Source organism: Deinococcus depolymerans (genome assembly GCF_039522025.1).
GTDB classification, from domain to species: domain Bacteria; phylum Deinococcota; class Deinococci; order Deinococcales; family Deinococcaceae; genus Deinococcus; species Deinococcus depolymerans.
In genome coordinates, this window is sequence record NZ_BAAADB010000029.1 from 252,001 (window position 1) to 278,547 (window position 26,547).

The window sequence follows — 26,547 nt, forward strand, 5'->3', positions numbered from 1 at the left end:
ATGGCACATGGCGGATGGCGAGGGCCTGATCCATCACCTGTCCTCCACGCTCCAGCCTGTTCACAGGCGCCGCCAGCGGCGGTCGTCGCCCATCAGTTCGTCGGCCTCGTCCGGCCCCCAGGTGCCGGACGTGTAGTTCGGGAAGTCCGGTCCCTTCTCGCGGCGGCCCGGTTCGGCCTCCCAGACGTCCAGGATGCCGCTCACGATCTGCCACGCGAGGTCCACCTCGTCCTCGCGGGGGAACAGCGTGGCGTCCCCGACCATCGCGTCGAGCAGCAGACGCGAGTACGGACTCTCGAGCTGCGCGCCGAACGCGTCGTAGCGGAAGTCCATGACCACCTCGCGCAGCACCATCTCCTGCCCCGGCGTCTTGGAGCTGAACTTCAGGCTCACGCCCTCGTCCGGCTGGATGCGGAACGCCAGCACGTTGCGTTCCAGCCCGCCGGGGAAGATGCCCAGCGGCGGGCGTTTGAACACCACGGCGATCTCCGTGACCTTCTTCGGCAACCGCTTCCCGGTCCGCAGGAAGAACGGCACGCCCTGCCAGCGCCAGTTGTCCACCTCCAGTTTCAGGGCCACGTAGGTGGGCGTGACGCTGCCCTCCTTCACGTTCGGTTCCTCGCGGTAGCCCGTGACCTTCTCGCCGTACATGGTGCCCGGCCCGTACTGCCCGCGCACCGCGACCGACTTCACGCGGCCCGAGGGGATCTCCTTGACGGCGCGCAGCACCTTGACCTTCTCGTCGCGGATGGCGTCCGCGTCGAACGCCGCCGGGGGTTCCATGGCGGTCAGCGCGAACAGCTGCATCAGGTGGTTCTGCAGCATGTCGCGCACCACGCCCGCCTCCTCGTAGTACCCGGCGCGGCCCTCCAGGCCCAGGTCCTCGCTGGCCGTGATCTGCACGTGATCCACGTACCCACGGTTCCAGAGCGGCTCGAAGATGGCGTTCCCGAAGCGGATCGCCATCAGGTTCTGCACGGTCTCCTTGCCCAGGTAGTGGTCGATGCGGTACACCTGCGACTCGTCCCAGACCTTGTGGATGGCGTCGTTCAGCGCGCGGGCGCTGGCCAGGTCACGCCCGAAGGGTTTCTCGATCACCAGGCGGCGCCAGCCCTCGCTCTGATCCGCCAGGCCCAGGCGGCCCAGGCCGTTACTGATCGGCTCGAACAGGCTGGGCGGGGTCGAGAGGTAGAACAGCGCGTTCTTGCGGCCCCCGTGCGCCTCCTCGGCGCGGTCGAGTTCACGGCCCAGCTTGGCGTACACCTCGTCCCCGGCGAAATCACCGAACTCGTAGTACAGCAGGTCCCGGAACTTCTCCAGACTGCCGGGCTGGATGGCGTCCGTCTCCTTGCTCTCCTGCAGCGCGGCGATGGCGTAGTCCTTGAACTGCTCGTCCGTCATCTCCTGACGGCCCACGCCCACGATGTTGAAGGCGCTGCCCAGCAGGCCGTCCTGCCACAGGCCGAACACGGCGGGCAGCAGCTTGCGGCGCGACAGGTCGCCGGTCGCGCCGAAGATCACCAGGGTCGCCGGTTCCGGCGCGCGGTTGCGGCGCATCAGCGCCCGGAAGGGATTCTGACCGTCGTGACCCGGCGCGACGCTGCCCTTGCGGGGCGCGGAGGTCTGCGCGGTCTTCACGCTGGCCCGGCGCTTGGCGGGAGCGGCCTGCGCCACGCCCACCGTGCGGGCCGCGAGGTCCGCCTCCACGTTCGCCTGCACTGTGGCCGCGACCTTGCCCTTCCTGGCGGTGGTCTGTCCGGACGCCTTGCTGGCCGGGGCCTTGGCGGCGGCTCCGGGCTTGGCGGGCTTCGTCGTGGCGGTCCTGCCGTCCTGTTTCTTCGCGGGGCTCATTCGTCGCCTTTCACGCGCTGCTGCCCGGTCTCACCCAGCTGCTCGGCGCTGCTGCCGGTCCCCGCGCCACCCTGGCCGATGTTGGCGGGCGCGGCGGCGCTGGGGTTCTCTCCGGCCTGCACCTCGGGCACCAGGCCCTCCTGGCGGGGCGTCTCGATGGTCTTGACCGCGTGACCGCCGAAGGCGCGGCGCATGGCCGAGAGCATCTGCCCGGCGTAACTGACCTCCTGCTGGCTGCGGAAACGCATCTGGGTGGCGAGCGTGATGACCGGCGTGGGCACGCCCAGCTCGATGGAATCGATGATGGTCCAGCGGCCCTCGCCGCTGTCGGCCACGTAATCCGAGAGCGCCTCGAACTCGGCCTTGTTCTGCAGGGCCTCGGCGGTCAGGTCCAGCAGCCACGAGCGCACCACGCTGCCGTGACGCCACAGTTCGGCGATCTGCGCCATGTCCAGGTTGAAGCCCTGGTGGGCTTTCATCAGCTCGAACCCCTCGGCGTAGGCCTGCATCATGCCGTACTCGATGCCGTTGTGGACCATCTTCACGTAGTGGCCGCTGCCGGCGGGACCCATGCGGCCCCAGCCGCGGTCCGCGCCGGGAGCGAGCACCTCGAACACCGGGCGCAGGCGCTCGACGGCCTCCTCGGGCCCGCCGATCATCATGGCGTAGCCTTCCTGAAGGCCCCACACGCCGCCCGAGGTGCCGACGTCCACGAAGTGCAGGCCGCGTGCGGCGAGCGCCTCGGCCCGCTGGACGCTGTCCTTGTAGTTGCTGTTGCCGCCGTCGATGATGATGTCACCGGGCGCGAGGCGCTGCGCGAGGTCGTCGATGACCCCCTGCGTGATCTTGCCGGCCGGCACCATCAGCCACACGGCCCGCTGGCCCGGCTCGCCGAGCGCGGCGATCAGTTCGTCCATGGAGCGCGCCCCGCGTGCCCCCTGGCCCTCGATGTGGGCGACGCTCTCCTCACTGCGGTCGTACCCGGTGACCTCGATACCGCCGCGTGTCAGGCGGAGCACCATGTTGCCGCCCATCTTGCCGAGTCCAATCATGCCGATCTTCATTGCGTGACCTCCTGACCATGCCGGAATCGGTTCCATCCCGGTGGCCTTACCGCCCGCCACTATACGACTCACCCCTGGCGGCTCCATCCGGTTCCAGCTCACCTTTCCGCCCTCGGACCCACGCTGATCCCGGCTGCCGGCGTTCCCGACCGACGGTCCTGTGCGCCCGGAGACCAATGCCCGCGCCTGCCGGTGCTACCGTACCCGCATGACCGCTCCCGCCCCCACCGGAACCGACCTGGCCGCCGCTGCGCTTGACCGGGCCGTGCAAGGCGACCGTCTCGACCACGCCAGCATCGAGGCGCTGTACGCCCTGCCGCTGCCGGACGTGGCCGCCGCCGCTCACCACCTGCGCCTCGCGCGCCGCGACCCGCGCACCGTGTCGTTCCTGATCGACCGGAACATCAACTACACCAACATCTGCAACGTCGGCTGCAACTTCTGCGCCTTCTACCGCACGCCCCGCCAGAAAGACAGTTACACCCTGGACTACGAGCAGATCAGCCACAAGATCCGCGAACTCGAGGCGGTCGGCGGAACGCGCATCCTGCTGCAGGGCGGCGTGAACCCCGCGCTGGGCCTGGACTACTACACCGGCCTGCTGCGGCACGTGAAGGCCAACCACCCGACCATCCGCATCGACGCCTTCTCGCCCGAGGAGGTGCTGTTCATGGAGAAGACCTTCGGGCACACCCTGGACGCCCTGCTGGACATCCTGATCGAGGCGGGCCTGGACGGCCTGCCCGGCGCCGGCGGCGAGATCCTCGAAGACGACGTGCGCGCCAAGGCCGCCCCGGCCCGCATCCGCAGCGAGGACTGGTTCCGGATCATCGACGCCGCGCAGCGCAAGGGCCTGTACACCATCGCCACCATGGTCATCGGGTTCGGCGAGACGTACGCGCAGCGCACCAGCCACCTCCTGAAGATCCGCGCGCAGCAGGACCGGGCCAACCGCGAGTACGGCGGGAACGGCTTTTCCGGCTTCGCCATGTGGACCCTGCAGACCGAACACACCCGCCTGCACGGCAAGGCGCCGGGCGCGACCGCGCACGAGTACCTGCAGCAACTCGCCATTGCCCGCATCGCGCTCGACAACGTGCCGAACATCCAGGCGTCGTGGCCCGCGCAGGGCTTCAAGGTCGCTCAGTCCGCGCTGTACTACGGCGCGAACGACCTCGGCTCCACCATGCTCGAGGAGAACGTCGTCTCGGCCGCCGGCGGGCACGGGCGGCACAACGCCACCGTCCGCGAACTGATCCGCATCGCCGTGGACGCCGGCTTCGAACCAGCCATCCGCAACAGCCGCTTCGAGATCATCGAGCGGCCCGACGTGACCGCCATCCTGGGCCGCGACGACGCCAACCCCGAGGGGACCCGCGCCGTCGGGGCGAGCTGACAGGCCTCCCCGGCATGACCGGGCAGGCACTGGTCCTGTGCGAACACCGCCCCGACCCGCAGGGCGGCTGGGAACTCACGGCCCGGTTCCTGCACGCCGCGCCCGCCACCCTGCGCGACCAGCTGGAACGGGCCGGCGTGGGGGGCCGGCCCCACCCGGACGACCTGAGCCTGCAGAGCCGTTCGGAGCTGCTGTTCCAGGACGAGGAGGCGCTGGACACCACCACCCTGAGCGTCACCGAACTGCACGCCGTTCAGGCGCACGCCCCGCCGGACGAGTGGGGGAACCTGCACGCCTGGGCGGCCTTCATGTACGCCCTGGACCCCAGCGGCGAGCAGACGCGCCTGATCGTCTGGTTCACCGAAAACTGAGCCGGCGGGGGACCGGCCCGGTCCTGCCGGGTCAGGCGGCGCCGGGGTAGGACTGCCGGCCGGGCACCTGACCCGTGAAGCGCACCTGCCGCTCAATGTCGTCGAGGGTCGCCTCGTACAGGTTCTCACCGACGCGCGGCAGCAGCGCGAGTTCCAGTGTGGCGTCGGCCAGCGTCAGGTGGACGCTGCGGTGCTGCCAGCCCTGTCCCTCGGCCTCCAGCAGCACGCGGTCGGCCACGGCAAGAATCCTCACGCGGCCCTCTTCCGTCCGCGTGTCGCTGAAATGACGGGGAACGCTCATGCGCCCAGCATACGGTTCCGGCGGGCAGCGCGGCATCCGCCAAACGAATGATACGGACTGCCGTTTGTTTCGTTCACAGATCGGAACACCACCGATCTGTCAACTCCACGTCCGGAACCCGCCCGGCTCCTTCTCTGCGGAGCAGCTCTCCGAGTCGCATCCGCTCGGATTGAATGGCCTGTGCAGTCCATTCAATCGGAGTCCGTATGATGGGACAGGCTCAACGCCGGTCCGGGTCTTTCGGGGCCGCGCCCGGGCTTCCCAGGTCGGCGTTCTTCTGCTCGGCGCGGCGGCGCAGCTCGGCGGCCAGGTCCGTGAAGTCCTGCGCGCCCGGCAGCACCCGGCGGGACTCCTGTTTGGCCTCCTGCACGACCCGCACCTGCTGGTCGCGCGAGGCGGGCAGGCCCAGCGTGCGCCGCTCGAAGTAGTTCTGCGCCAGTCGCCCGAGCGCGAAGGTCCAGCCGTACACGGCGGGCGCGGTGATCAGCCCGCCGATGACCGGCAGCGCCAGTTTCGCCAGGCCGCGCATGACCTGCCGGGCCGCGAACCCGTACGCGAAGGTCACGCCGAGTTCCTGCGCGATCTCGCGCGCCCGGTCGGCACTCACGTCGAACCCGTAGATCTTGCCGATGTGCAGCACCATCTTGGCCTGCACGGGCGAGATCAGCAGCATGTCCGCGAAGGGGATGGGTTCCACGGCGATCGCGCCGGACAGCAGCGCGGCGCTCTTGATGACCTCCTCGGCGTTCTCCTCGCGGCTCAGGGCCGGGTCCACGTCGAAATTGAAGTTGTCGAGCACCTGTTTCACGAGCGGCGGCAGCATACGGCGAGTGTAGCGCCGCGCTCCGGGCGCGCGTGAGCGGCCGCTGATGCCCCGTTCACCTTCCCGCCGCGGTGCCGGTCGCCCGGCATGAAAGAGCGGGCACGCCCAGGGGGGGGAGGTGGCGTGCCCGCGTCGGAGGGAAGGATGAGGGGTTCATCACCACTCGCCCCTCAGTGTAGGCGCCGGCCCTGACAGCCCTCTGACAGCCAGTTCAGGGAGCGCCGGGTGAAGTTGTCATGCGCGGCTCATTCCCGGCGCGTCCGGCCGGTCAGCGTTTCCAGCGCACGCCGTCCTTGGTGTCCTCGACGGTCACGCCGACCTTCGTGAGGGTGTCGCGCAGCTCGTCGGCCTCGGCGTACTGCTTGTTCAGGCGGTAGTTCTGCCGGGCCTTCAGGACCAGGTCCATCAGGGCACTCACGACCTGCGAGTCGTCGGTCTGCGCGGGGCCGCTGCCGCCCGCGAACAGGCCCAGCACCTCGCCCCCCAGGTCACGGTAGGCGGCGCGGGCGGCCTCCAGCGTGCCGCGCGGCACCTCGCCGGTGTTCAGCGCGGCGTTCAGGTCGGTGGTCAGGCCGAACAGCGCCGCGACGGCCTTGGGCGTGTTGAAGTCGTCGCGCATGGCGTCCTCGAAGGCCTGGACGTGCGCGGCGATCCTCGCGTCCAGCGCCGAATGCTGCCCGGCGGGCGCGCCCGGCAGGCGGCGTTCGACCTCGTGCAGCGCCTCGCTCAGGCGGCGGTAGCCGCTGCGGGCCGACTCGAAGGCCGCGTCGCTGAATTCCGTGATGGAACGGTAGTGGCTGCCGACCAGCAGGAAGCGCACCACCATCGGGTCGTGCTGCGCGAGGACGTCCTGGATGGTCAGGAAGTTGCCCTTGCTCTTGCTCATCTTCTCGCCGCCGATGGTGAGCATGTTGTTGTGCATCCAGTAGCGCGCGAAGGCGTGTCCGGCCGCCTCGGCCTGCGCGATCTCGGCCTCGTGGTGCGGGAACTGCAGGTCCAGGCCGCCGCCGTGAATGTCGAAGCCCTCCCCGAGGTACTTCAGGCTCATCGCGGAGCACTCGATGTGCCACCCCGGGAAGCCCACGCCCCAGGGGGACTCCCAGCGCATGATGTGGCCCGGCTCGGCCCGTTTCCACAGCGCGAAGTCACGCGGGTCGCGTTTCTCCTCGCGGACCGCCTCGCGCACGCCTTCCTCCTGATCGTCCAGCTTGCGGCCCGACAGCTTGCCGTACTCGGGCCAGGAGCGCACGTCGAAGTACACGCTGCCCGCCGATTCGTAGGCGTGGCCCTTCTCGATCAGTTCCGTGATCAGCGCGATCTGCTCGCCGATGTGCCCGGTCGCGCGGGGGTTGATGCTGGGCTTGAGGACGTTCAGGGCCTCCATGTCCTTCACGAACGACCACATGTACTTGTCCGCGACCTCCATGGGTTCGAGCTGCTCCAGGCGGGCGCGGGCGAGCATCTTGTCCTCGCCGTCGTCGGAGTCGTTCTGGAGGTGCCCCACATCCGTGATGTTCGCCACGTAGCGCACCTGATACCCGAAGTGCGTGAACGCCCGGCGGATCACGTCGAACGCCACCTCCTTCTTCGCGTGGCCCAGGTGCGCGTCGCTGTACACGGTCGGTCCGCACAGGTACATGCCCACGCGGCCCGGCGTGGTCGGCTCGAAGCGGACCTTCTGGCGGGTCAGGGTGTCGTACAGGACGATGTTCGGATCGGGCAGGCGGGGTTCGGGACGCTGGGTCATGATGTCTCCTCGTTCAGTTGGCAATAAAAAGACCGCGCCACATGGATCAGGGGCGCGGTCACGGACGCTGGGCTGCGCGTGGGCCGCTAGCGGAGGCAACACAGGGTCGTCATACGCTTCAATGTAGCAGAGAAGCCCCACCCGGCAACGCGGCCGCCGGTTCCGGCGCGGGCGCGTGGGGCCGGTGCAGCGCCGCGAGCAGCGCGTCCGTGAACGCCCGGATCACCGGCAGGTTCGCGCGGTGCGGCAGGGTCGCCAGCGCCAGCGGCCGCATCAGCCGCTCGGGCAGCGGCAGGGCCACCAGTCCGTCGGGCAGCGGTTCCAGCGCCAGCCGGGGCATCACGCTCACGCCCAGCCCGTGCGCGACCATGCCCAGGATCACGCTGTCCTCGCCGATCTCGGTCACGCGCCCCGGCTGCACGCCGCAGCGGCGCAGGTACCCCATCACCCGCAGGTTGCAGGAATTCGGCCCCGGGGCCAGCAGCAGCGGCCCCCCCAGGTCGTCGGGCGTGACCGGGTGCGAGCCGCGCCGCGCGGGGGCCACGAACAGGTACTCGTCCATGACCAGCGGGGTCAGGCGCAGATCGCCCCAGTTCTCCTCGATCACGATGGCGGCGTCCGCCTGACCGCGCCGCACGAGGTCCTGACCGCCACCCCCCGTCTCGCCGTCCATCAGGCGGACCGTCACGCCCGGATGCTGCGCCCGGAACGCCGCGAGTGCCGGCGGCAGCAGGTGCGTGGCGGTCGAACGGAACGACGCCACCCGCAGCACGCCGCGCAGCTGCGTGTCCTCCTGCGCGGCCAGCAGCGCGTCGCCCGCCGACTGCACCGCCGCACGCGCGTGCGTCAGCATCCGCTCGCCGGCCGGGGTGGGCACCGTCCCACCGCGCCCACGCCGCAGCAGGGGCCGCCCCGCCAGCGCCTCCAGTTTGCTGATCGCCTCGCTGAGCGTGGACTGAGACACGCCCAGTTCCGCCGCCGCCTCGCTGAAGCCCCCGGCGTCCGCCACCGCCAGCAGGGCGCGCAGCTGCGCCAGCGACGGCAGGCCCGTGGTGGGGGAGAGGCGCGTGGAGGTCATGCCCCAGTGTAGGCCCCGCCCAGCCCGGCAGGCATCGGGAAAACCGATGCATTACGGGAGGGGCAGCGTCCGCACCGATGGTCAGACCGACCCCCACCGGCGCACGCTGGGGGCATCACCGGCCACCCCGGCCGCGCCCCCGACGAGGTGCCCCCCATGACCGCCACCCAGCACCGCCCGAGCCCCACCCACCTCCCCACTCCCACGCCCTCTGAACCCGCCGCGGCCCACCCCCTGCCCCTGGACAGCCTGCCCCTGTACAGCCTGGAAGTCATCGCCCCCAGCGGACGCACCCCGCAACTGGACGGCTGGACGGTGCAGAGCTGGCCCATCGCCAGCCTGGGCGACCTGACCCTCCAGGCCCGCCCCCACCACGCCGCCACCCCGGACGACCTGCGCGCCGCGCTGCACGCCGCCGGCATCACGCCGCTGGGTCCCGTCCGCACCCACCGCTGACCCGTCCCGCCATCCGGGGCGCCTTCACCTGGGGCGTACCGCGCTGTCCCTTGACCCGGTCATCACAACACGGCACGATACTGGCCGCATGAACAGCGACCACCCCCCTCAGCAGGCCAGCGCCGGACCCGTCCAAGCGGGACCGGCCAGCGCCGGCCAGTTGAGTGTCGCGCTGGTCACCGTGCGTTTCCTGCGGATGCTGAGCATCACCCTCGAACAGCTCGACGCCGTCCGGGACGCCAACGACCGCGCCGAGTTCGCCGGCCTGACCGCCCGCGCCGAGACGCTGGAAGCCGAAACCGACGCCCTGGAACGCGAGATCGAGGACCTGTGCCTCCAGGCCTTCGCCGCCGGGCTGACCGAACAGGAACTCGCCTTCCACCTGATGGTGTTCCGCAGCCTGTCGAACCTCGAACGGGTCGGGGATTACGCCTTCAACGTCGCCCGCGACCTCGAGACCTTCGCGCCCCGCGCCCGCAGCGCCACCCTGCAGGACGTCCTGCCGCTCGTGCGCCTGCTCTCGGAGATGCTCGAACGCCTCGCCTACGCCTTCGCCGAACGGGACGTGGAGGCCGCCCGCGACGTCATGCGCCTCGACTACGAACAGGTGGACGCCCTGTACGAGCAGATGCAGCGCGCCAGCCTCACCCGCCTGCTCGAACGCCCGGAAGACACCAGCGTCGCCCTGACCGCCAGCCGCATGGCCCGCAACCTCGAACGGCTCGGGGATCACCTCGTGAACGTCGCCGAACGCCTGGAACACGTCGTGACCGGCATGCCCCCAGTCCCCAGCTGAATCCAGCCACCGGCAACGGGACGCGGGGTGCTCCGGCTGGAAGGCACCCCGCGCACCCGTTGTGGCGATCAGGCGACCGGCGCGACCCGGTCCGTGTGAATGGCGCGTTCCTCGCTCTGCGCGCCCTTCAGCAGCGGCATGACCAGTTCCCCGAAGCGCCGCGCCTCCTCCTCGTGCGGGTAGCCGCTGAAGATGAACGAGCTGAAGCCCATGTCCTCGTAGCGGCGGATCTTGGCGGCCACCTGCTCGGGGCTGCCGATCAGGGCGACGCCCACCCCGCTGCGGGCCATGCCCACGCCCGCCCACAGACCCGGTTCGACCATCAGGTCCGCGTCCAGGCCCTTCATCATGTCGATCTGGCGTTTCTGGCCCACGCCGTCCACGTGCGCGTGGCTCGCCACGAACGCCGCCCGCACGTCCGGGTCCACGCGGCTGATCAGACGCTCGGCGGCCGCGCGGGCCTCGGCCTCGGTCTCACGGACGATCACGTGCGTCCGCAGCCCGTAGCGCAGCCGGCGGCCGGTCTTCTCCTCCAGCGCCCGCATCTGGTTCAGGCGTTCCTGCAGCATGTCCTCCCGCTCGCCCCACATCAGGTACACGTCCGCGAGGTCCGCCGCGATCTCCTGCGCCACCGGCGACGCCCCCCCGAAGTACAGCGGAATCGGCTGCACGGGCGCCGGGTCCAGCACGGCGTTCTCGAAGGCGTACAGGTCGCTGCGGAACGACTGCGGCGGCGGGGCCGTCCACAGCTGCCGCAGGATCTGCATGAACTCCCGCGTGCGCTCGTAGCGTTTGCCGTGGTCCTCGTTGTCGCCGTACATGGCGTTCTCGGCCGGGCTGCTGCCCGTCACGATGTTCAGCCGCACCCTCCCCGGAAACAGGTTCTGCAACGTGGCTAGCATCTTCGCGTACATGGCCGGGTGGAACATGCCGGGCCGCACCGCGATCAGCAGCGCCGGATCGGTCGGCGCGCTGCGCGCCAGGGCCGCCACGGCCGCCGTGTAATTCTCGTGCTCGCTGTGGTAGTTCGTGGCGGTCAGCAGGCCCGTGAAGCCCGCCTCGCCCGCCGCGCTGATCAGCGACTGAAGGTACGCCAGCGTGGGCTTACGCGGCGGCTTGGTTTTCGTGCCGATGAACTCACCGTCACGCGACAGTTGCAGGAACCACAGGAATTCGGACTGGGAAGGATTGGTCATAAGTCACCTGAAGGGGAGAGGTATGGGGTGTGATACGGACTCCGATTGAATGGGCTGCAAAGCCCGCTGGGTCCGAGCGAAGCGAGTGGGAGCTGGGCGGGTTCCGGACGTGGAGCTGGCAATCCGGTGAAGTTCCGGATTGTCGGCGAAACAAACGGCAGTTCGTATGACAGGGTTCCATCAACCATGAACCATCAACCTTCTACGCCTTCACGCCTCCGGCGGTCAGGCCGGACACGAAGCGTTTCTGGAAGATGGCGATTAGCAGCACGAGGGGCACGGTGGCGACGACGACGGCGGCGGCGATCAGCGGCCAGGGGAACGCGAACTCGCCCTGGTAGAGGGTCACGCCGACGGACACGGTCCGCATGCTGAGTTTGGTGTTGAAGCTCAGGGCCAGCAGGAATTCGTTCCAGGAGTTCACGAACACCAGCAGCGCGGCCGTCACGACGCCCGGCGCGGACAGCGGCAGGACCACGCGGGTCAGGGCGCCCACGCGGGTGGTGCCGTCCACCATGGCGGCCGCTTCGAGGTCGCGCGGGATGGCGCTGAAGAACGCCACCAGCGTCAGGATGCCGATGGGGAGGCTCAGCGCGGCGTAGGGGAGGATCAGGGCGGGGTAGGTGTTCAGCAGGTTCGCGCCGCGCATCAGGCGGAACAGCGGAATCAGGAGGCTGACGACCGGGAACATGCTGAACGCCACGACGGCCGTGAGCAGCAGCCCGCGCCCGCGCAGGTTCAGGCGGGCCAGGGCGTACGCGGCGGGCACGGCGGCCGCGATGCACAGCACGGTGCTCAGGAGGCTGACGGTCAGCGAGTTGAAGAAGAACTGCGCGAACGGCTGCTCACTGAACACGCGGGCGTAATTGCTGAAATCCAGTTTCGAGGGCAGGTACTGCACCGGGAACTTCTGAAGCTCGCCTTCGGTTTTCAGGCTGGTCAGCAGCATCCAGATGAACGGGAAGAACCCGCCCACGATCAGCGCGGCCAGCGCGGCGGCGCGGCCCAGGCGCTGGGCGGGGCTCAGGTTCTCTGGGGTGTGTTCTTCCATCAGGAGTTCGCTCCGTCCCGCACGAAGCGGACGTACACGGCGGTCACGGCCAGACTCAGGGCGAACAGCGCCACGCTCAGCGCGGCGGCGTACCCGAAGTCCAGGAATTCGATGCCCGTGCGGTAGATGTACACGCCCAGCGTCTCCAGCAGGCCCTGCGCCGGCGCCTGCTGGATGAAGGTGTACGGGATGTCGAACACCTGCACGGCGCTGATGGTCCGGAAGATGAACGCCACGGCCAGACTGGGGGCCAGCAGCGGCAGGACCACCCGGAAGAACGTCTGCGTGGGGGTCGCGCCGTCCACCTGCGCCGCCTCGATCATCTCCCTGGGGATCCCCTGGAGGCCGCCGAGCACGATCAGCGCCACGAAGGAACTGGTCTTCCAGATGATCGTGACGACCATCGCCAGGACGCTCAGGCCCGGCGTGCTGAGCCAGCGCAGCGGCTCGTCGATGATCCCGGCGCGCACGAGCAGGTCGTTGAACACGCCGTACTGCGCGTTGAACAGCCACGCGAAGATCAGGCCCGTGATGACGGGCGGCATCGCCCACGGCAGCAGCAGCGCCACGCGCGCCAGTCCGCGCGTCCGGCCCGGCAGGTGCGCGGCGAGCGCCATGGGAATGCCGACCAGGAACGAGCCGCCGACGGTCAGCACGCCGAACAGCAGCGTGTTGCGCAGCGCCTGACCGAAACGGGCGTCGTGCAGCATCTGCGCGTACTGCTTCAGGCCGACGAAGCCCTGGAGCCACGGTTCGGTCAGTTTGTTCAGGTACAGGCTGTCGCGGAAGGTGGTCAGCATGGGAAACAGCAGGACGCCCAGCAGCAGCGCGGCGGCCGGGAGCAGCAGCAGCGTGGCCAGCAGCGCCTCGCTGGGTTCCCGGCGGGGTCGGCGGGCCGGGGTGGGGTTGGGTGTGGTCATGAGGGTCACGTCTTTCGGGCAGGGGGGCGGGGGTGTCCGGGCCGGCATGGGGGGGCGTGCCGTCAGGCGACGTGGCGCCCCCCCCATGCCGGTGTCCTGGTGGTTACTTGAGCAGCGGCGTCAGGTCGCGTTTCATCTCGCTCAGGGCGGCGTCCACGGTCTTGCTGCCGGCAACGGCGGCCGAGACGTTGTTGCGGATGATCTCGCTGACGCGCGGGTAGCTGGGCGTGACGGGGCGCGGGCGGGCCTTGGTCACGATGGGGTACAGGGACTTGAAGTGCGGGTTGGCGGCCAGCACGGCCTTGTCGTTGTACAGGCTCTTGCGGACCGGCAGGTACGCGCCCTTGATGGCCATTTCCTTCTGCACGTCGCTGCTGGCCATGAACTGCAGGAGTTTCACGCTGGCGGCCTTGTTCTTGCCGAAGGCGTTCACGCCCCATTCCCAGCCGCCGGTGCAGGTGGCGCTGGCGTTCTTGCCGAAGGCGGGCAGCGCGGCCACGCCCACGTCGCCCTTCACCCGGGTGGGCTGGGGGCTGTTGCCCTGGAAGTGCGCCCAGGCGTAACTCCAGTTCAGGCCGAACAGGACGTTCCCGGCCTGGAACTGCTGGCGGGAGTCGTCGGTTTTCATCTCGGCGCTGGCGGCGGGGGAGAGTTTGGTCTTCACGGCGTTCACCAGGAAGCCCAGACCCTGTTTCGCGGCTGCGCTGGTCACGTCGTCCACGCTGCCGCCGCCGGTCCAGGTCATTTCGAGGAAGTTGCAGACGGTGCCCTCGATGGGCGCGCCCTGGAAGTTGAAGCCCTGGAGGTTGCCGCCCTCGGCTTTCTGGATGCGGGCGGCGGTGGCGGCCAGTTCATCCCAGGTTCTGGGGACCTTGGCCTTGTGCTTCTCGAGCAGGTCCTTGCGGTAGTACAGGAACTGCGCGTCGGTGAAGGCCGGCATGGCGTACAGTTTGCCGCTGACGCTGGCGGCGCCGATGGGGCCGGCCAGGAAGGCTTTCAGGTAGGTGTCCTTGCTGGGCAGGTAGGCGTCGAGCGGTTCGGCCCAGCCGGCGGCGGCGAAGGTGGCGGTGCGGACCACGTCGATCAGGAAGATGTCCAGGGTGCTGTCCCTGGCGGCCAGGACGGTGGTCAGGTACTGGTTCTGGGCTTCGCTGGTGGCGCCGCCGGTCTCGATCTTGATCCTGATGTTCGGGTTCTGTTTCTGGAAGCGGTCGAACAGCGGCTGGAAGATGTCCGGGCGTTGCTGGCTGCCCATGAACACGGTCAGGGTGGTGGCGGCGCTGGCGCTGCCGAGTGCAGTCAGGGTGAGCAGGGCGGTCAGGGTGAGGCGGGTACGCATATGAACCTCCGGAACGGACTCAAAAGTGGACTTGTTTTATCAACTAATGGCGCGGTGGTCCAGTCGCGCGCCCCGCGCAGTCCAGACCTCTGGGTGTGCCGTCCCCAACAGCATGGCACGCCCGCCGCGCTGCGCCAATTGGCCTACCGCCCGGCCCGGACCCCGCCGTACACTCAGGCGTGACCACAACCGAGATGCCCCGCTGGCGCACCGACGACCTGTACGCCAGCCTGAACGACCCGCAGCTGGACCAGGACCTCGCCGCCCTGGACCAGGACGTGCGGGCCCTCGAAGCCCTGTTCGACACCCACGCCGTCCGCGCCGGGGCGCCCGTCACGCCGACCGCCGTGGACGCCGTGCTGGGTGACCTGAACGCCGTCCTGACCCGCGCGGGGCGTGTGCGCGCCTTCGTGTACGCCTTCGTGACCACCGACAGCCGCGACGAGGCCGCGCAGGCCCGCATGGCCACCCTGACCACCCTGACCCTGCCGCTCGGCCCGCTGAGCGCCCGCCTGACCGCCTGGCTGGGCGGCCTGGACGACGCCGCCCTGACCGCCCTGCTGGAAGGCAGCGCCGCCGCCCGCGCGCACGAACACCGCCTGCGCCGCGCCGCGCAGCTCGCCCGCCACCAGATGACCCCGCCCGAGGAGGACCTCGCCGCTCGCCTGCACCCCGCCAGCGGCGGCGGCTGGGGCAAACTGCACGGCAACGTCTCCAGCACCCTGAAAGGCGAGTACCGCGGCCAGACCCTGCCCGTGACCGCCCTGCGCGCCCTGGCCAGCGACCCCGACCCGCAGGTCCGCCAGGACGCCTACCACGCCGAGGTGGCCGCCTGGAAGACCCAGGAGACCGTCTTCGCCGCCTGCATGAACGGCGTCAAGGGCGAGGAGGGCACCCTCGCCGCCCGGCGCGGCTTCACGGACCCCGTCGCCCCCAGCCTCCTGAGCAACGGCATCGACCGCCAGACGCTGGACGCCATGCAGGCCGCCGTTGTCCGCGCCCTGCCCGACTTCCGCCGCTACTTCCGCGCCAAGGCCCGCCACCTCGGCAAGACGCAGCTGGACTGGTGGGACCTGTTCGCCCCGGTCGGCAGAAGCGACACCCACTGGGACTACGACGCCGGGGAGGCCTTCGTGGAACGCCAGTTCCGCGCGTACAGCCCAGCCCTGGGTGACTTCGCCGCCCGCGCCTTCGGTGAGCGCTGGATCGACGCTGGCCCCCGCGACGGCAAACGCAGCGGCGCGTTCTGCATGAAATGGCAGGGCGCCGACAGCCGCATCCTGATGAACCACGACCCCAGCCTCGACTCGGTCAGCACCCTCGCGCACGAACTGGGGCACGCATACCACAACCTGCAGCTCGGCGGCCTGCGCCCCCTCCAGCAGGAGACACCCATGACCCTCGCCGAGACCGCCAGCATCTTCTGCGAGACCATCATCCAGAACGCCGCGCTGCAGACCGCGCGGGGCGACGAGCGCCTGTACGTCCTCGAAACGCAGCTGATGGGCCACGCGCAGGTCGTCGTGGACATCCACAGCCGCTTCCTGTTCGAGAAGGCCGTCTTCGAACGCCGCGCGGGGGGCGACCTGAACCCCAGCGACCTGAACACCCTGATGGTGCAGGCGCAACGCGACACCTACGGCGACGCCCTGAACACACCCCACCCCTACATGTGGGCCGTCAAACCCCACTACTACGGCCGCTCCTTCTACAACTACCCGTACACCTTCGGCCTGCTGTTCGGCCTGGGCCTGTACGCCCAGTACGAACAGGCCCGCGCCCAGGGCCAGGAGGCGGACTTCCAGGCCCGCTACGACGCCCTGCTGGCCGCCACCGGACAGGCCACCCCGCTGGCCCTCGCCGCGCGCTTCGGCATCGACCTGCACGCCCCGGACTTCTGGGAAGGCAGCCTGAACGTCATCCGCCGCCAGATCGACGCGTACGAGGCCACCACGCAGGCGTAAACCGGCCGGGGGCAGGGGGGAGCCGGGGGCCTGGACCTCGACTCCCCCCTCCCTCCTAACCTCCTTCTGGCCTCCCGCCTCAGCGCACCTTGACGTCCTGATCGAACCACGTCAGCACACGCTCGTTGCCGAAGGGCCACACGTTGACGCTGACGCTGGCGACCTGCGCGGCTTCCTGCGCGAACTGCGGCAGGGGGCCGTGATTCTTCGGGGTGACGTTCCAGGCAGGCGCGTCGTGCGGGAGGCCCGCGAGTTCCCGCGCGCGGGTCAGGCCGGTGCTCAGGTCCCCGAGTTCGTCGATCAGGCCGCGTTGCAGGGCGTCCTGACCGCTCCAGATGCGGCCGCGGCCGAGTTCGTTCACGCGCTCCTTGCTGAGCTTCCGGCCCTCGGCGACGCGGGTGGTGAAGCGGTCGTACACCTCCAGAATGCCCTTCTCGACGTGGTCGCGTTCCTCGTCGGTGTACGGGCGGGCCGGGGAGTACATCAGGGCGCGGTCGCGGCCCACCCGTTCGGGGTTCAGGCCGTGACGGCGGTTGAATTCGGTCAGGACGGGCTTGCCGCTGACCACGCCGATGGAGCCGGTCAGGGTGTACGGCGAGGCCACGATGGTCCTGGCGTGCGTGGCGACGTAGTACCCGCCCGACGCGGCGTACTCGCCCATGACGACCACGACCGGTTTCTCGCTCTTGGCGACCTCGCGCCAGATCAGGTCGCTGGCCAGGGCGCTGCCGCCGCCGCTGTTCACGTACAGGACGATGGCTTTCGTGGCCCTGTCCTCCTTCGCGCGGCGCAGGGCCGCCACGACCGTGTCGGACCCGGCCATCGGGCCGCCCAGCAGCGGCAGCGGAATGGGGTTGGTGCGGCTCTTGCCGGTGATGATCGTGCCGATCAGGGGCACGACCGCCACCCGCCCCGCCTTCGCCTTCGCGGGCCGGTGGGGCGTCAGCAGGTCCAGCACCGCCTCGAAGGGCCGCGAGGCCGGCCCGACCAGTTCGTCCTCGTAGGCGACCTTGGTGATCACGCCGGCATCCAGCGCTGCCTGCGCACTGGTCAGGTCGGCGCTCAGCCAGCCGGCTGCGACGTCCTCCGAGACCCCCCGCGCCGATGCGAGATCCCGCACCCACGCGCCCTCCAGGCCGTCCAGGTACGCCTGGAGCTGCTCGCGGTTGTGGTCGTCCATGTGGTCCTGCGAGAAGCGCGTCAGGGCGGCCTTGTACTCGCGGACGCGCAGGTTCTCGAACTCGATGCCGCGTTTCTTCAGGAACTCGCCCAGGAAGGTGCTCTCCACCCCGAAGCCTCCCAGGTTCACCTCGGCGGATTCCGGCGCGACGAGTTCGCCTGCGCCGCTCGCGGCGATCAGGGTGGTCATGGTCAGCTGCGGCAGGTACGCCACCACGCGCTTCTCGGCGGCGAGGTCCGCCAGGATGCCCCGCACCGCGTGCGCCGCCGCGGGCGCGGCCGTGAACTCCCCGAAGCGCACCAGCACGCCGTGCAGCCACCCGGCCCCGCGCAACTTCTGCACGCGCGCCGCGAGCGCCTCCAGCGACTCGGTGCGGCTGAGCAGCGCCGCGACCGGGTTGCCCGGCTGACGCTCCGGGAAGGGGCCGCTCAGGTCCAGGATCACCCAGGTGGGTCGCGTCACGCCGCCGGGCAGCGCGTCGTCACGGTTCAGGAACGGGAGGTTCAGGTTCATGCCCCACGCTACGCGCCGCCCGCCTGAGAAGTTCCGCCGCCTGCTCCCGCGGCGCGCCCCAGCCGCTCGCCCATGACGGCCGCCCGCGCGCTCAGCAGCGCCGCCGCGTCGGCGGGCAGCACCTCGCGGGCCGTGGCGTCCCACAGCGCCAGCCAGCGGCCCAGGTGCGCGGCGCGCACGCCCAGCCCCGCGTGCGCGGCGTTCAGGTTCCCGCGCCACGCCGCTGCGCCCGGCTCGCCGCCCAGCAGCGTCACCCAGAAGGCCGTCACGCGCTCCAGGTGCGCGGGCCAGTCGGTCACGTGCGCCGCGAACACCGGCCCCAGCAGGCGGTCGGCCCGCGCCCGCGCGTAGAAGGCCGTGACCACCGCCCGCACCGCCACCACCCCCCCCACCGCCTCCAGCGGCGAGCCCGGCGTGCGGTCCGACCAGCCGGGCAGCGCCGCCAGGAACGCCGACAGCAGCGCGGGCGGCAGGTCCGTTTCCGCCCAGGCGACCGCGCGGCCCACCGTCCAGTGCAGCGGCTGCGTGCCGGCCCAGGCGTGCGCCTGCGCGCCGCGCGGCAGGGCCGAACAGTCCGGGGTGCCCGGCGTGACGGCCGCCCCCAGCGCCCGGCCCAGCAGCGCCGCGCCCGACCCCCAGCCCAGCACCGGCACGCCCCGGCGCAGGGCGCCCGTCACCAGCGTCAGCGTCTGCCAGCGTTCCGGGTGCGCCCGCACGTCCGCGACCGGCAGGCCGTCGTGCGGCAACAGCAGCCCCGGGGCGCCCGCCAGTGCGTCGGGCGTGGCGGCCTGCACGGTCCAGCGCGGCCCGGTCAGCTCAGGGGTGGGCAGGGGAGGCGTGGACAGCAGCGGCCCGGTCATCCGCCCAGCATACCGGCCGCCCCGCACAGCAAACGGACCTCCGCCGCTCCTGCGTGAAGGTCCGTTCCGCATCCGTCCTGCGGACTGCCGTCTGGTTCGTTCCCACCCCGCAACACCACCGTCCTGCCAACTCCACGGCCGACAGTCCGTTCTGCTTCTCCTCTGCGGGGCCGCTCTCCGGGTCGCCTCCGCTGGGATGGAACGGTTCTCGCATACCGTTCCCGCGGAGGCCGTGGCCGGGGTCAGTTCAGGGTCTTGATGTACGCCTGCAGGTTCGCGATGTCCGAATCGGTCAGCTGGGTCTCGTTGAAGCGCGGCATGACGGCCCCCAGCTCCCGCTCCGGGGTCTTGCCCTCACGCAGGGCGGTCGTGAACTGCGCCAGCGTCCAGTTCTTCGGGCCGTCCGCACCCACGAGCGTCGGGCCGACCTGCCCCTGACCGTTCGCGCCGTGGCAGCCGGCGCAGCCGCTGCTGGCGTAGGTCTTCTCGCCGGCGGTCGCGTCGCCCTGCGTCTCGGCGGCGGCGGCGGTCGCTGCCGGGGACTTCCCGGTCTCGCCGGCGGCGCTCGCTTCCGGCGCGGGGTCCGTCCGGGTGCCCTCGGTGCTGGCTGCCGGAGTCTCGGGCGTGGTCAGTTCGCCGCTGGCGGCCACGGCGCCGTTCTCGCCACCCTGCGTGCCGCCCTCGTTCGGAGCGGTGACGTCACCCTGCGCCTCGGCGGACCCGGCCGCGCCGGTCGCGGCGCTGTTCGCGCTGGGCGCGGACTCGCTGAGAGGAGTCGCGCCTTCCTTCTCGCCGCCCTCGGACTTGCTTTCCTCGTGGTGAGGTTTGGTGGCAATGTTGTACGCGGCGAACGAGCCGCCCAGCGTCAGGGCCAGCAGCAGCGTCATGGAGACGGCGAACGTGTTCTTCATACCCGCGAGCTTACCATACGGTCAGGGGGCGTTTGACCGCCCAGCACGCACCCCGCGCGCCCGGCGGCAGGCCGCACTACACTGCCCACATGCCTCCCCTGCGCCTCGCCAGCCTGACGTGCAGCAACACTGACATCCTGCACGCCCTGGGTGCCACCCGGCAGCTGGTCGCCGTGGACAGCCACAGCGACGGCCCCGGCCTGGAGCACGCCGCGCGCCTCGGCCCGGACCTGAACATCGACGTGGACACCCTGATCGCCGCGCGCCCCGACCTGGTCCTGGCGAGCCTCAGCGTGCCCGGCATGGAGCGCGTCGTGGACGCCGTGCAGGCCGCCGGGCTGCCCACCCTGATCCTCGACCCCCTGAGCGTCCCGGACGTGCTGCGCGACATCCGCCTGATCGGCGCGGCCACCGGGCAACCCGACCACGCAGGCGCGGTGGCCGACGCCCTGGCACGCGACCTGGCCGCCCTGCACCGCGCCCACGCCCGCCCGCCGCGCGTGCTGATCGAGTGGTGGCCCCGGCCCATCATCGCCGCCACCCGCGACTCCTGGGTCACGGACCTGCTGGCGGGGCTGGGCGCTGTAAACGCCCTCGCCGGCCGCGCGGGCCGCAGCACACCCCTGACCCTGGACGAGGTCCGCGCCGCCCGCCCGGACCTGATCGTGTGCTCCTGGTGCGGCGCGAGGAAACTCCGCCCGGAGGTCATCGAGGCGCGCGGCCTGGGCGTGCCGGTCGTCGCCATCCACGAGAGCGGCCTGGGCCGCCCCGGCCCCCGCCTGCTGGAGGGCGCGCGGCAACTCCGCGCCGCGCTGGACGCCCTGCCCGTCTGATACGGATTCCGTTTGTTTCGCCAACAATCCGGCACTCCACCGGATTGCCGATTCCACGTCCGGAACCCGCCAAGCTCCCACTCGCTTCGCTCGGATTGAATGGCTGACAAAGCCATTCAATCGGAGTCCGTATGATCGGCCCGGCCCCCGGCCGCCCACAACCGGCGCTACGTCCCGCCGTCCGCCTCCCAGCCCAGCACCGCCCGCAGGCCGCTCAGGCAGTCCTCGCGGTACGCCGCGAGGTCCGGGTCCGGGTCCGCCAGAAACCGCACGCTGAGACCCTCGACCAGCGCCCGCAGCAGCCGCGCCCGCCCCTGGGCGCCCGCCTCGCCGGACAGCCGCGCCAGTTCCAGATCCACCGCCAGCGAATCCGCCAGGAACGCCCGCTGGACCGCCATCAGCTCCGGGTCGCGGGTGGCGGCCGCCAGGAAATCCAGCGACACCGTGTAGAACCGCCGGGTGTTCTCCAGGCCGTAGAACTGGTTGTCCACGTACGCCCGCAACTTCCCCTCCGGCGAATCCGAGAGCCGCACCGCGCGCCGCGTCGCCACCGCGATCGTCCGCGAGAAGCGCCGCATGACCGCCGCCAGCAGCCCCGCCCGGCTGCCGAAGTGATACACCAGCGTGCCCCGGCTCACGCCCGCATGCGCCGCGATGTCCGCCAGCGTCACGCCCGCGTAGCCCCGCTCGTAGATCGCCAGGTACGCCGCCTTCTCCAGCGCCGCCCGCCGCGCCCGGTCCTGAATGGGATTCACCTTGCGCGCCATGCCGCCCAGCATCCCGGCTGCGCGGGCCGAGGTCAAGGGAGGCGGGGGAAGGGAACGTCCCCTCACTCCCACTGCCTGCACTCCCCTCAGGCCAGCAGCGCCACCAGCAGCGTCACGCTCAGGGCCGCCAGGCCCATGCCGATGGAACTGGCCGCGCCCGCATGTTCACCTTCCTCGCGGGCGCGGGCGGTGCCGATGCCGTGCGCGACCGCCCCGATGGCGATGCCGCGCGCCAGCGGATGCCTGACGCCCAGCGCGGTCAGGAAGGCGGGCAGCAGCAGCGCACCGATCAGGCCGGACAGGACCGCCAGCGTGGCGGCCAGCGCGGGCGGCGCGTGCGTGAACGGCGCGAGCTGCAGCGCGACCGGGCTGGTGGCGGGCGCGGTCAGCAGCGCTCGGGCGGCGTCGGGGCTGACGCGGAGCACCTGCGCCAGCCCGGCGTCGGCGGCCACGGCGACCAGGGTGCCGCCCAGCCCGCCGAGCAGCAGCGCCCGCCACTGCCGGGCCAGCAGGGCGCGCAGGCGGTACAGCGGCACGGCCAGCGCCACGACCGCCGGGGCGAGCAGGGTGGTCAGGGGCTGCACGTCCCGCAGGTACGTGCCGTACGGCACGCCGCCCGCCAGCAGCACGGCCGCGACGAGCAGCGTGGCGATCAGCGTGGGATTCGCCAGCGGGGAGCGCAGCCGCAGTTGCCCCAGCACGCCCGCCGCGAAGGCCAGCAGCGTGACGGTCAGCCAGATCACGGGCGGCCTTCCGGGCGGTCCGGGCGCAGCAGCCGCGAGGCGAGCAGGCCCGCCACGCCCGCCCCGAGCAGCAGCGCGGCCGTCATGACCAGCAGCCACACGCCCCACGCCGCCCCGGCACTCAGGAACTGCAGGAAGCCCACGGTGGCCGGCACGAACAGCAGACCCAGGATGCCCAGCAGACCGTCGGCGGCGTCCGCGATCCAGTGCAGGCGCACCAGTCCGCTACCCAGCGCCGCCCACAGCAGCGCCAGGCCCACCACCGACCCTGGCAGCGGCAGGTGCAGCGCGCCCACCAGCGCCTGCCCCAGCGCCGCGAAGGCCATCAGGATGCCCAGGCCCAGCAGGAAGCGGGCCGGGACGTTCAGGCGGGCGGTCAGGGAGGCCGGGTGGGCGCGTGGGGTCACGGCCGCTTCAGGCGGTGGGGGCCGCGAGGCGGGCCAGCATGCCGCGCACGACCTGCTTGGCGTGCCGCGCGACGAGCGGCATGAACTCGCGGTAATCCACCTTCGCGTCGTGGTCGGCGGTGTCGCTGACCGAACGGATCACCACGAACGGCACGCCCGCCTTGGCGCACACCTGCGCGACCGCCGCGCCCTCCATCTCGGCGCACGCCGCCCCGAAGCGGGTCCAGAGGCGCTGCACGCCCTCGCGGGACGCGATGAACTGATCCCCGCTCGCCACGCGGCCGTCCAGCACGCGCACGCCCTCCACGTCCCGCGCGGCGTCCAGCGCCACGGCCCGCAGGTGCGGGTCGGCGGGCCAGGCGGGCAGTTCGCCCGGCACCGTCCCGACCTCGTAGCCCAGCGGGGTCACGTCCACGTCGTGCTGCACGAGGTCCGTGCTGACCACGATGTCCCCGACCCGCAGTTCCGGGTGAACCCCGCCCGCCACGCCCGTGAAGATCACGCGGGTCGCGCCCTGCGTCAGCAGGTACGTGGTGGTCATGGCGGCGTTCACCTTCCCGATGCCGCCGCGCGTCAGCAGGACCGGCACGCCGTCCAGGGCGCCCCGGTGCAGGGTCACGCCGGGGAACGTCAGGTCCTCGCGGCCCCGCAGGTCCGCCAGAAGCAACTCGATCTCTTCATCCATCGCGCCAATAATCGCCAGCATTCCCCAGAGTGTACGCCCCGGCGCCCATGAAAGGCGGGTTCCCGGACCACTCATGGGCGCGGCGTATGCTCGGAAACATGACCGACGCTGGACTGAAGCCCGCCGATCCCCGCGACACGCTGGACAGAGCGGCCCTGCGCCACCCGGACTCCCTGAAGTGGACGGCGTTCGACCCGGACGTGATTCCCATGTGGGTCGCGGACATGGACTTCGCGGTCGCGCCGCCCATCATGGACGCCCTGCGCGCCCGCCTGGAACGCGGCCTGGGCTACCCGCAGCTGATGGGGGACCCTGGCCTGAAGGCGCAGGTCGGCGAGGCCCTGGCCCGCCACGGCCTGACGGGTCTGGGCGCCGAACACCTGACCTTCCTGCCCGGCGTGGTGCCCGGCATCTACGCCGCCGTGCACGCCCTGACCAGCCCCGGCGAGCCGGTGGTCACCATGACCCCCATCTACCATCCCTTCCACCTGGCGATCACCGACCAGGACCGCCGCGTGGCGGGCGTGCCGCTGCGCGACGCCGACGGCGGGTACGAGATCAACTGGGCCGCCATGGACGCCGCGTCGCGCGGGTCGCGGCTGCTGCTGCTGTGCCACCCGCACAACCCCACCGGGCGCATCTGGACGGCCGAGGAACTGCGCCGCCTGCGTGACCTCGTGCTGGCCCGCGACCTGTTCGTCATGAGCGACGAACTGCACGCCGACCTGCGCTACACCGACGGACCGTTCGAGAGTTTCGCCGCCGATCCGCGCGTGCAGAGCCGCACCGTCACCCTGACCGGCCCCTGCAAGGCCTTCAACACCGCCGGGCTGGGCATCGGCGTGATGGTCAGCCACAACGCCGCGCTGCTGTCCCGCGTGCGCCGCGCCGCCGGGGGCCTGATGGGCCACGAGAGCGCCCTGAGCATCACCATGTGGCAGGCCGCGCTGCGGGACGGCGGCCCCTGGCTGGCCGACACCGTGGCGTACCTGCGCGGCAACCGCGACTTCCTGGCCGACCACCTGCGCGAGCACCTGCCCTGGGTGCGCTTCCATGTGCCGCAGGCCACGTACCTCGCGTGGCTGGACCTGCGCGCCCACCCGCGCGCCGCCGACATCCACGCCTTCCTGCTGCAGGAGGCCAGGGTCGCCGTGCATGACGGCCCGGTCTTCGCGCACGAGGGCCACAAACCCCAGTACCAGGGCTTCATCCGCCTGAACTTCGCCACCAGCCGCGAACTGCTGACCGAGGCCCTGAACCGCATGACCGCCGCCCTGAAGCGCGAGATGTAATGAGGACGAGGGGAGTGGATCGTGGTCGTTCCACTTCCCACTCCCTGGTTACTGGGCGGTGAGGCTCACTGTGCGGTGAGGGCGCGCAGGTTCTCGATCAGGGGGCGCAGGCGCGCGGCGCGGACCTTCAGCGCGGCGCGGTTCACGATCAGGCGCGCGGTCGAGTGGAACAGCACCTCGACTTCCTCGAGGTTGTTGGCTTTCAGGGTGCCGCCGGTCTGCACGAGGTCCACGACCGCGTCGGCCAGTCCGGTCAGGCAGGCCAGTTCGATGTTCCCGCTGAGTTTCACGGTCTCGGCCGTGATGCCGCGCGAGTGCAGGTACGCGCGGGCCGCGCGGGGGTACTTGGTGCCCACGCGCGTGATCTCACCGGTCGCGCCGACCTCGCGGATCAGGGACAGGCGGCACCCGGCAAACTTCAGGTCCACCGGCTCGTACACGGTGCGGCCCGACTCGATCAGCACGTCCTTGCCCACGATCCCGGCGTCGGCCACGCCCAGGTCCACGTAGATCGGCACGTCCTGGTTACGCAGTTCCAGGATGGTCACGCCGGGAAATTCATGCCGCAGCGCGCGGGATTTTTCCGGCATGGTCAGCGGCAGGCCCGCCTGTGAGAGCAGCGCGATGGCGTCCTCCAGGATGCGGCCCTTGGGGAGCGCGAGCGTCAGGTGGTCGGGGCCGCGGACCGGGGCGGGGCTCACAGCGTCACCTCCGTGCTGTTCAGGTCGGTGAAGGTCAGCTCCGTGAAGGTCAGGCCCGAGGGTGAATCACTCACCCAGCGGCGGATGCCGCGCGCCGCGCTGAAGGACCGCAGTTCGGCCCGGTCGTCCGTCCAGGCGAGTTCCGCGTGCAGGCCCTGCGCCCGCGCCGCCCGCGCCCCGGCCAGATCCAGGGCCAGCACGACCTCCGGTTCGGGCGGCAGGACCGGCGCGAGCGCCTGCATCAGCCGTTCCAGCCCCATCGCGAAGCCCGCGCCGGGCAGCCCGCCCTCCAGCGCGTACCGGCCGCCGCCCAGCACCGGCTGGTTCAGGCCCGCCGAGTACGCCCGGAAGGTCAGGCCCGTGTAGTACCCGTAGCGGCGGCTGACGCCCAGGTCGAACAGCAGCGGCCCACCGTACAGCGCCGCCACGGCCCTCAGGTGCGCGACGGCCTCCTGCGCCCGCACGCCCGGCGCGAGGGCCTGCGCGGCGTCCAGCACCTCGGGACCGCCGTACAGGTCGGTCAGGGCGTGCAGCGTGCCGCGCACCGCGTCGCTCAGGCCGTGCTGCGCGGCCAGCAGGTCCACGTCCGCGCCACTCTTGCGGTCGATGGCCTCATGCACGGCGGCGCGCGCCTCGCCGTTCAGGCCCGCGTCCTCCAGCACGGCGTCCACGAAGCCCGGATACCCGACTTCCAGCTGCGCCTGCACGCCCGCCACCCCGATGGCGGCCGCCGCGAGGTGCAGCAGTTCCGCGTCGGACTGCGCGGTCTGCACGCCGATCAGTTCCACGCCCAGCTGATTGAACTCACGCAGGCGGCCCAGTTCGCTGTTCAGGGCGCGCAGCCACAGCCGGCCCCCGTACTGCAGGCGCAGCGGGAACGGCCCCTGCGGGAAGCGCGAACGGACCAGCCGGCCCACCGCCGTCGTGAACTCGCTGCGCAGCGCCAGCACCTGCCCGCCCGAATCGATCAGCTTGAACGCCAGCGCGTCCTGCGGATGGTCCGCGCTGGCGAACTCCAGCGCCGGGACCTCCACCCCCCGGTACCCCCACGCGCTGAAACACGCGCTCAGGCGGGCGCGCAGGGCCTCGCGCTGCGACCACTCGGGCGGCAGCACGTCGCGCGTGCCCTCGGGAATGAACCCGGCGCGGGTGGACGGACGGCTGGATGGACGGGAAGCGGACGAACTCACGCCCGGCATTCTAGACGCCGCCCGCCACGCAGACCGTCAGCCCACCTCACCATCCGCCCGCCCCGGCCCGGTGCCTGCCGCGCCAGAGTCACGCCGCGGGCCCTGCCCTATA

Annotated in this window: 26 protein-coding genes; 7 read left to right on the plus strand and 19 right to left on the minus strand. The window is 71.2% G+C overall.

The genetic code is table 11. The features are described from left to right. Positions 1–60: 60 nt before the first annotated feature. Together zwf and gnd are read right to left on the minus strand one after the other, a co-directional pair. Positions 61–1,557, minus strand: a complete 1,497-nt coding sequence (gene zwf / locus ABDZ66_RS13785) for a glucose-6-phosphate dehydrogenase (protein WP_425544439.1) — start codon at positions 1,555–1,557, stop codon at positions 61–63. Positions 1,558–1,847: 290 nt separating this feature from the next. Beyond that, positions 1,848–2,915, minus strand: coding sequence for a phosphogluconate dehydrogenase (NAD(+)-dependent, decarboxylating) (gnd, locus tag ABDZ66_RS13790; protein WP_343759994.1), 1,068 nt, complete (start codon positions 2,913–2,915; stop codon positions 1,848–1,850). 208 nt (positions 2,916–3,123) lie between these two features. Between gnd and mqnC the strand changes: the two genes are divergently transcribed. Together mqnC and ABDZ66_RS13800 are read left to right on the plus strand one after the other, a co-directional pair. Next, positions 3,124–4,311 (plus strand): cyclic dehypoxanthinyl futalosine synthase, encoded by a 1,188-nt coding sequence (gene mqnC / locus ABDZ66_RS13795; protein ID WP_343759996.1) that lies wholly within the window; start codon positions 3,124–3,126, stop codon positions 4,309–4,311. Between the two features lie 14 nt (positions 4,312–4,325). Beyond that, on the plus strand, positions 4,326–4,682 hold the full coding sequence (locus tag ABDZ66_RS13800; protein WP_343759998.1) for a hypothetical protein: 357 nt from the start codon (positions 4,326–4,328) through the stop codon (positions 4,680–4,682). Positions 4,683–4,713: 31 nt separating this feature from the next. Here ABDZ66_RS13800 and ABDZ66_RS13805 read toward each other — a convergent pair whose 3' ends face one another. The 4 genes from ABDZ66_RS13805 to ABDZ66_RS13820 form a co-directional block, all read right to left on the minus strand. Continuing rightward, positions 4,714–4,983 carry a hypothetical protein gene (locus tag ABDZ66_RS13805; protein WP_343760000.1) on the minus strand — a complete coding sequence of 90 codons (270 nt, stop codon included), beginning with the start codon at positions 4,981–4,983 and terminating at the stop codon, positions 4,714–4,716. A 220-nt stretch (positions 4,984–5,203) separates the two neighbouring features. Further along, positions 5,204–5,806, minus strand: a complete 603-nt coding sequence (locus ABDZ66_RS13810) for a YcjF family protein (protein WP_343760002.1) — start codon at positions 5,804–5,806, stop codon at positions 5,204–5,206. A 268-nt stretch (positions 5,807–6,074) separates the two neighbouring features. Further along, the gene (gene cysS, locus ABDZ66_RS13815) at positions 6,075–7,553 is read right to left on the minus strand and encodes a cysteine--tRNA ligase (protein WP_343760004.1); all 1,479 of its coding nucleotides are present in this window, start codon (positions 7,551–7,553) and stop codon (positions 6,075–6,077) included. Positions 7,554–7,671: 118 nt separating this feature from the next. Beyond that, positions 7,672–8,631 carry a LysR family transcriptional regulator gene (locus ABDZ66_RS13820; protein ID WP_343760006.1) on the minus strand — a complete coding sequence of 320 codons (960 nt, stop codon included), beginning with the start codon at positions 8,629–8,631 and terminating at the stop codon, positions 7,672–7,674. A 156-nt stretch (positions 8,632–8,787) separates the two neighbouring features. On the opposite strand from ABDZ66_RS13820, the gene ABDZ66_RS13825 reads away from it, so the two are divergent. Beyond that, positions 8,788–9,087: a hypothetical protein gene (locus ABDZ66_RS13825; RefSeq protein WP_343760008.1), complete on the plus strand. Its 300-nt coding sequence runs from the start codon at positions 8,788–8,790 to the stop codon at positions 9,085–9,087. Positions 9,088–9,283: 196 nt separating this feature from the next. Next, on the plus strand, positions 9,284–9,883 hold the full coding sequence (locus ABDZ66_RS13830; RefSeq protein ID WP_343760331.1) for a phosphate signaling complex PhoU family protein: 600 nt from the start codon (positions 9,284–9,286) through the stop codon (positions 9,881–9,883). 68 nt (positions 9,884–9,951) lie between these two features. Here ABDZ66_RS13830 and ABDZ66_RS13835 read toward each other — a convergent pair whose 3' ends face one another. The 4 genes from ABDZ66_RS13835 to ABDZ66_RS13850 all read right to left on the minus strand — a co-directional run bounded on the left by ABDZ66_RS13835 (position 9,952) and on the right by ABDZ66_RS13850 (position 14,389). After that, positions 9,952–11,079, minus strand: coding sequence for an LLM class flavin-dependent oxidoreductase (locus ABDZ66_RS13835; protein ID WP_343760010.1), 1,128 nt, complete (start codon positions 11,077–11,079; stop codon positions 9,952–9,954). A 202-nt stretch (positions 11,080–11,281) separates the two neighbouring features. Next, on the minus strand, positions 11,282–12,130 hold the full coding sequence (locus ABDZ66_RS13840; RefSeq protein WP_343760012.1) for a carbohydrate ABC transporter permease: 849 nt from the start codon (positions 12,128–12,130) through the stop codon (positions 11,282–11,284). Beyond that, complete coding sequence (locus tag ABDZ66_RS13845) at positions 12,130–13,050, minus strand: carbohydrate ABC transporter permease (RefSeq protein ID WP_343760014.1); 921 nt, start codon at positions 13,048–13,050, stop codon at positions 12,130–12,132. Before ABDZ66_RS13845 ends, ABDZ66_RS13840 begins: the two co-directional genes overlap by 1 nt. Before the next feature lie 103 nt (positions 13,051–13,153). Then, entirely contained in the window at positions 13,154–14,389 is a 1,236-nt protein-coding gene (locus ABDZ66_RS13850) for an ABC transporter substrate-binding protein (protein ID WP_343760016.1), read from the minus strand. A gap of 194 nt (positions 14,390–14,583) precedes the next feature. On the opposite strand from ABDZ66_RS13850, the gene ABDZ66_RS13855 reads away from it, so the two are divergent. Then, positions 14,584–16,353: a M3 family oligoendopeptidase gene (locus tag ABDZ66_RS13855; protein ID WP_343760334.1), complete on the plus strand. Its 1,770-nt coding sequence runs from the start codon at positions 14,584–14,586 to the stop codon at positions 16,351–16,353. A gap of 79 nt (positions 16,354–16,432) precedes the next feature. On the opposite strand, the gene ABDZ66_RS13860 is transcribed toward ABDZ66_RS13855, so the two are convergent. The 3 genes from ABDZ66_RS13860 to ABDZ66_RS13870 all read right to left on the minus strand — a co-directional run bounded on the left by ABDZ66_RS13860 (position 16,433) and on the right by ABDZ66_RS13870 (position 19,817). After that, complete coding sequence (locus ABDZ66_RS13860; RefSeq protein ID WP_343760018.1) at positions 16,433–18,046, minus strand: S49 family peptidase; 1,614 nt, start codon at positions 18,044–18,046, stop codon at positions 16,433–16,435. 8 nt (positions 18,047–18,054) lie between these two features. Beyond that, the gene (locus ABDZ66_RS13865) at positions 18,055–18,906 is read right to left on the minus strand and encodes a group III truncated hemoglobin (RefSeq protein WP_343760020.1); all 852 of its coding nucleotides are present in this window, start codon (positions 18,904–18,906) and stop codon (positions 18,055–18,057) included. 242 nt (positions 18,907–19,148) lie between these two features. Further along, complete coding sequence (locus ABDZ66_RS13870) at positions 19,149–19,817, minus strand: c-type cytochrome (RefSeq protein ID WP_343760022.1); 669 nt, start codon at positions 19,815–19,817, stop codon at positions 19,149–19,151. 89 nt (positions 19,818–19,906) lie between these two features. On the opposite strand from ABDZ66_RS13870, the gene ABDZ66_RS13875 reads away from it, so the two are divergent. After that, on the plus strand, positions 19,907–20,650 hold the full coding sequence (locus ABDZ66_RS13875) for a helical backbone metal receptor (protein ID WP_343760024.1): 744 nt from the start codon (positions 19,907–19,909) through the stop codon (positions 20,648–20,650). Positions 20,651–20,817: 167 nt separating this feature from the next. Here the strand turns inward: ABDZ66_RS13875 and ABDZ66_RS13880 are convergent, their stop codons facing one another. The 4 genes from ABDZ66_RS13880 to ABDZ66_RS13895 all read right to left on the minus strand — a co-directional run bounded on the left by ABDZ66_RS13880 (position 20,818) and on the right by ABDZ66_RS13895 (position 23,273). Continuing rightward, positions 20,818–21,417: a TetR/AcrR family transcriptional regulator gene (locus ABDZ66_RS13880; protein WP_343760026.1), complete on the minus strand. Its 600-nt coding sequence runs from the start codon at positions 21,415–21,417 to the stop codon at positions 20,818–20,820. A gap of 86 nt (positions 21,418–21,503) precedes the next feature. Then, a complete protein-coding gene (locus tag ABDZ66_RS13885; RefSeq protein WP_343760028.1) occupies positions 21,504–22,160 on the minus strand; it encodes an LrgB family protein in 657 nt (218 codons plus the stop codon). Then, positions 22,157–22,567, minus strand: a complete 411-nt coding sequence (locus tag ABDZ66_RS13890; RefSeq protein ID WP_343760030.1) for a CidA/LrgA family protein — start codon at positions 22,565–22,567, stop codon at positions 22,157–22,159. Before ABDZ66_RS13890 ends, ABDZ66_RS13885 begins: the two co-directional genes overlap by 4 nt. A gap of 7 nt (positions 22,568–22,574) precedes the next feature. Beyond that, on the minus strand, positions 22,575–23,273 hold the full coding sequence (locus tag ABDZ66_RS13895; protein WP_343760032.1) for a 5'-methylthioadenosine/adenosylhomocysteine nucleosidase: 699 nt from the start codon (positions 23,271–23,273) through the stop codon (positions 22,575–22,577). 77 nt (positions 23,274–23,350) lie between these two features. On the opposite strand from ABDZ66_RS13895, the gene ABDZ66_RS13900 reads away from it, so the two are divergent. Continuing rightward, complete coding sequence (locus ABDZ66_RS13900) at positions 23,351–24,544, plus strand: MalY/PatB family protein (protein ID WP_343760035.1); 1,194 nt, start codon at positions 23,351–23,353, stop codon at positions 24,542–24,544. Between the two features lie 65 nt (positions 24,545–24,609). Here ABDZ66_RS13900 and hisG read toward each other — a convergent pair whose 3' ends face one another. Both hisG and ABDZ66_RS13910 read right to left on the minus strand, forming a co-directional pair. Beyond that, positions 24,610–25,245 carry an ATP phosphoribosyltransferase gene (gene hisG, locus ABDZ66_RS13905; protein WP_343760037.1) on the minus strand — a complete coding sequence of 212 codons (636 nt, stop codon included), beginning with the start codon at positions 25,243–25,245 and terminating at the stop codon, positions 24,610–24,612. Beyond that, on the minus strand, positions 25,242–26,444 hold the full coding sequence (locus tag ABDZ66_RS13910) for an ATP phosphoribosyltransferase regulatory subunit (protein WP_343760039.1): 1,203 nt from the start codon (positions 26,442–26,444) through the stop codon (positions 25,242–25,244). Before ABDZ66_RS13910 ends, hisG begins: the two co-directional genes overlap by 4 nt. Positions 26,445–26,547 lie beyond the last annotated feature (103 nt).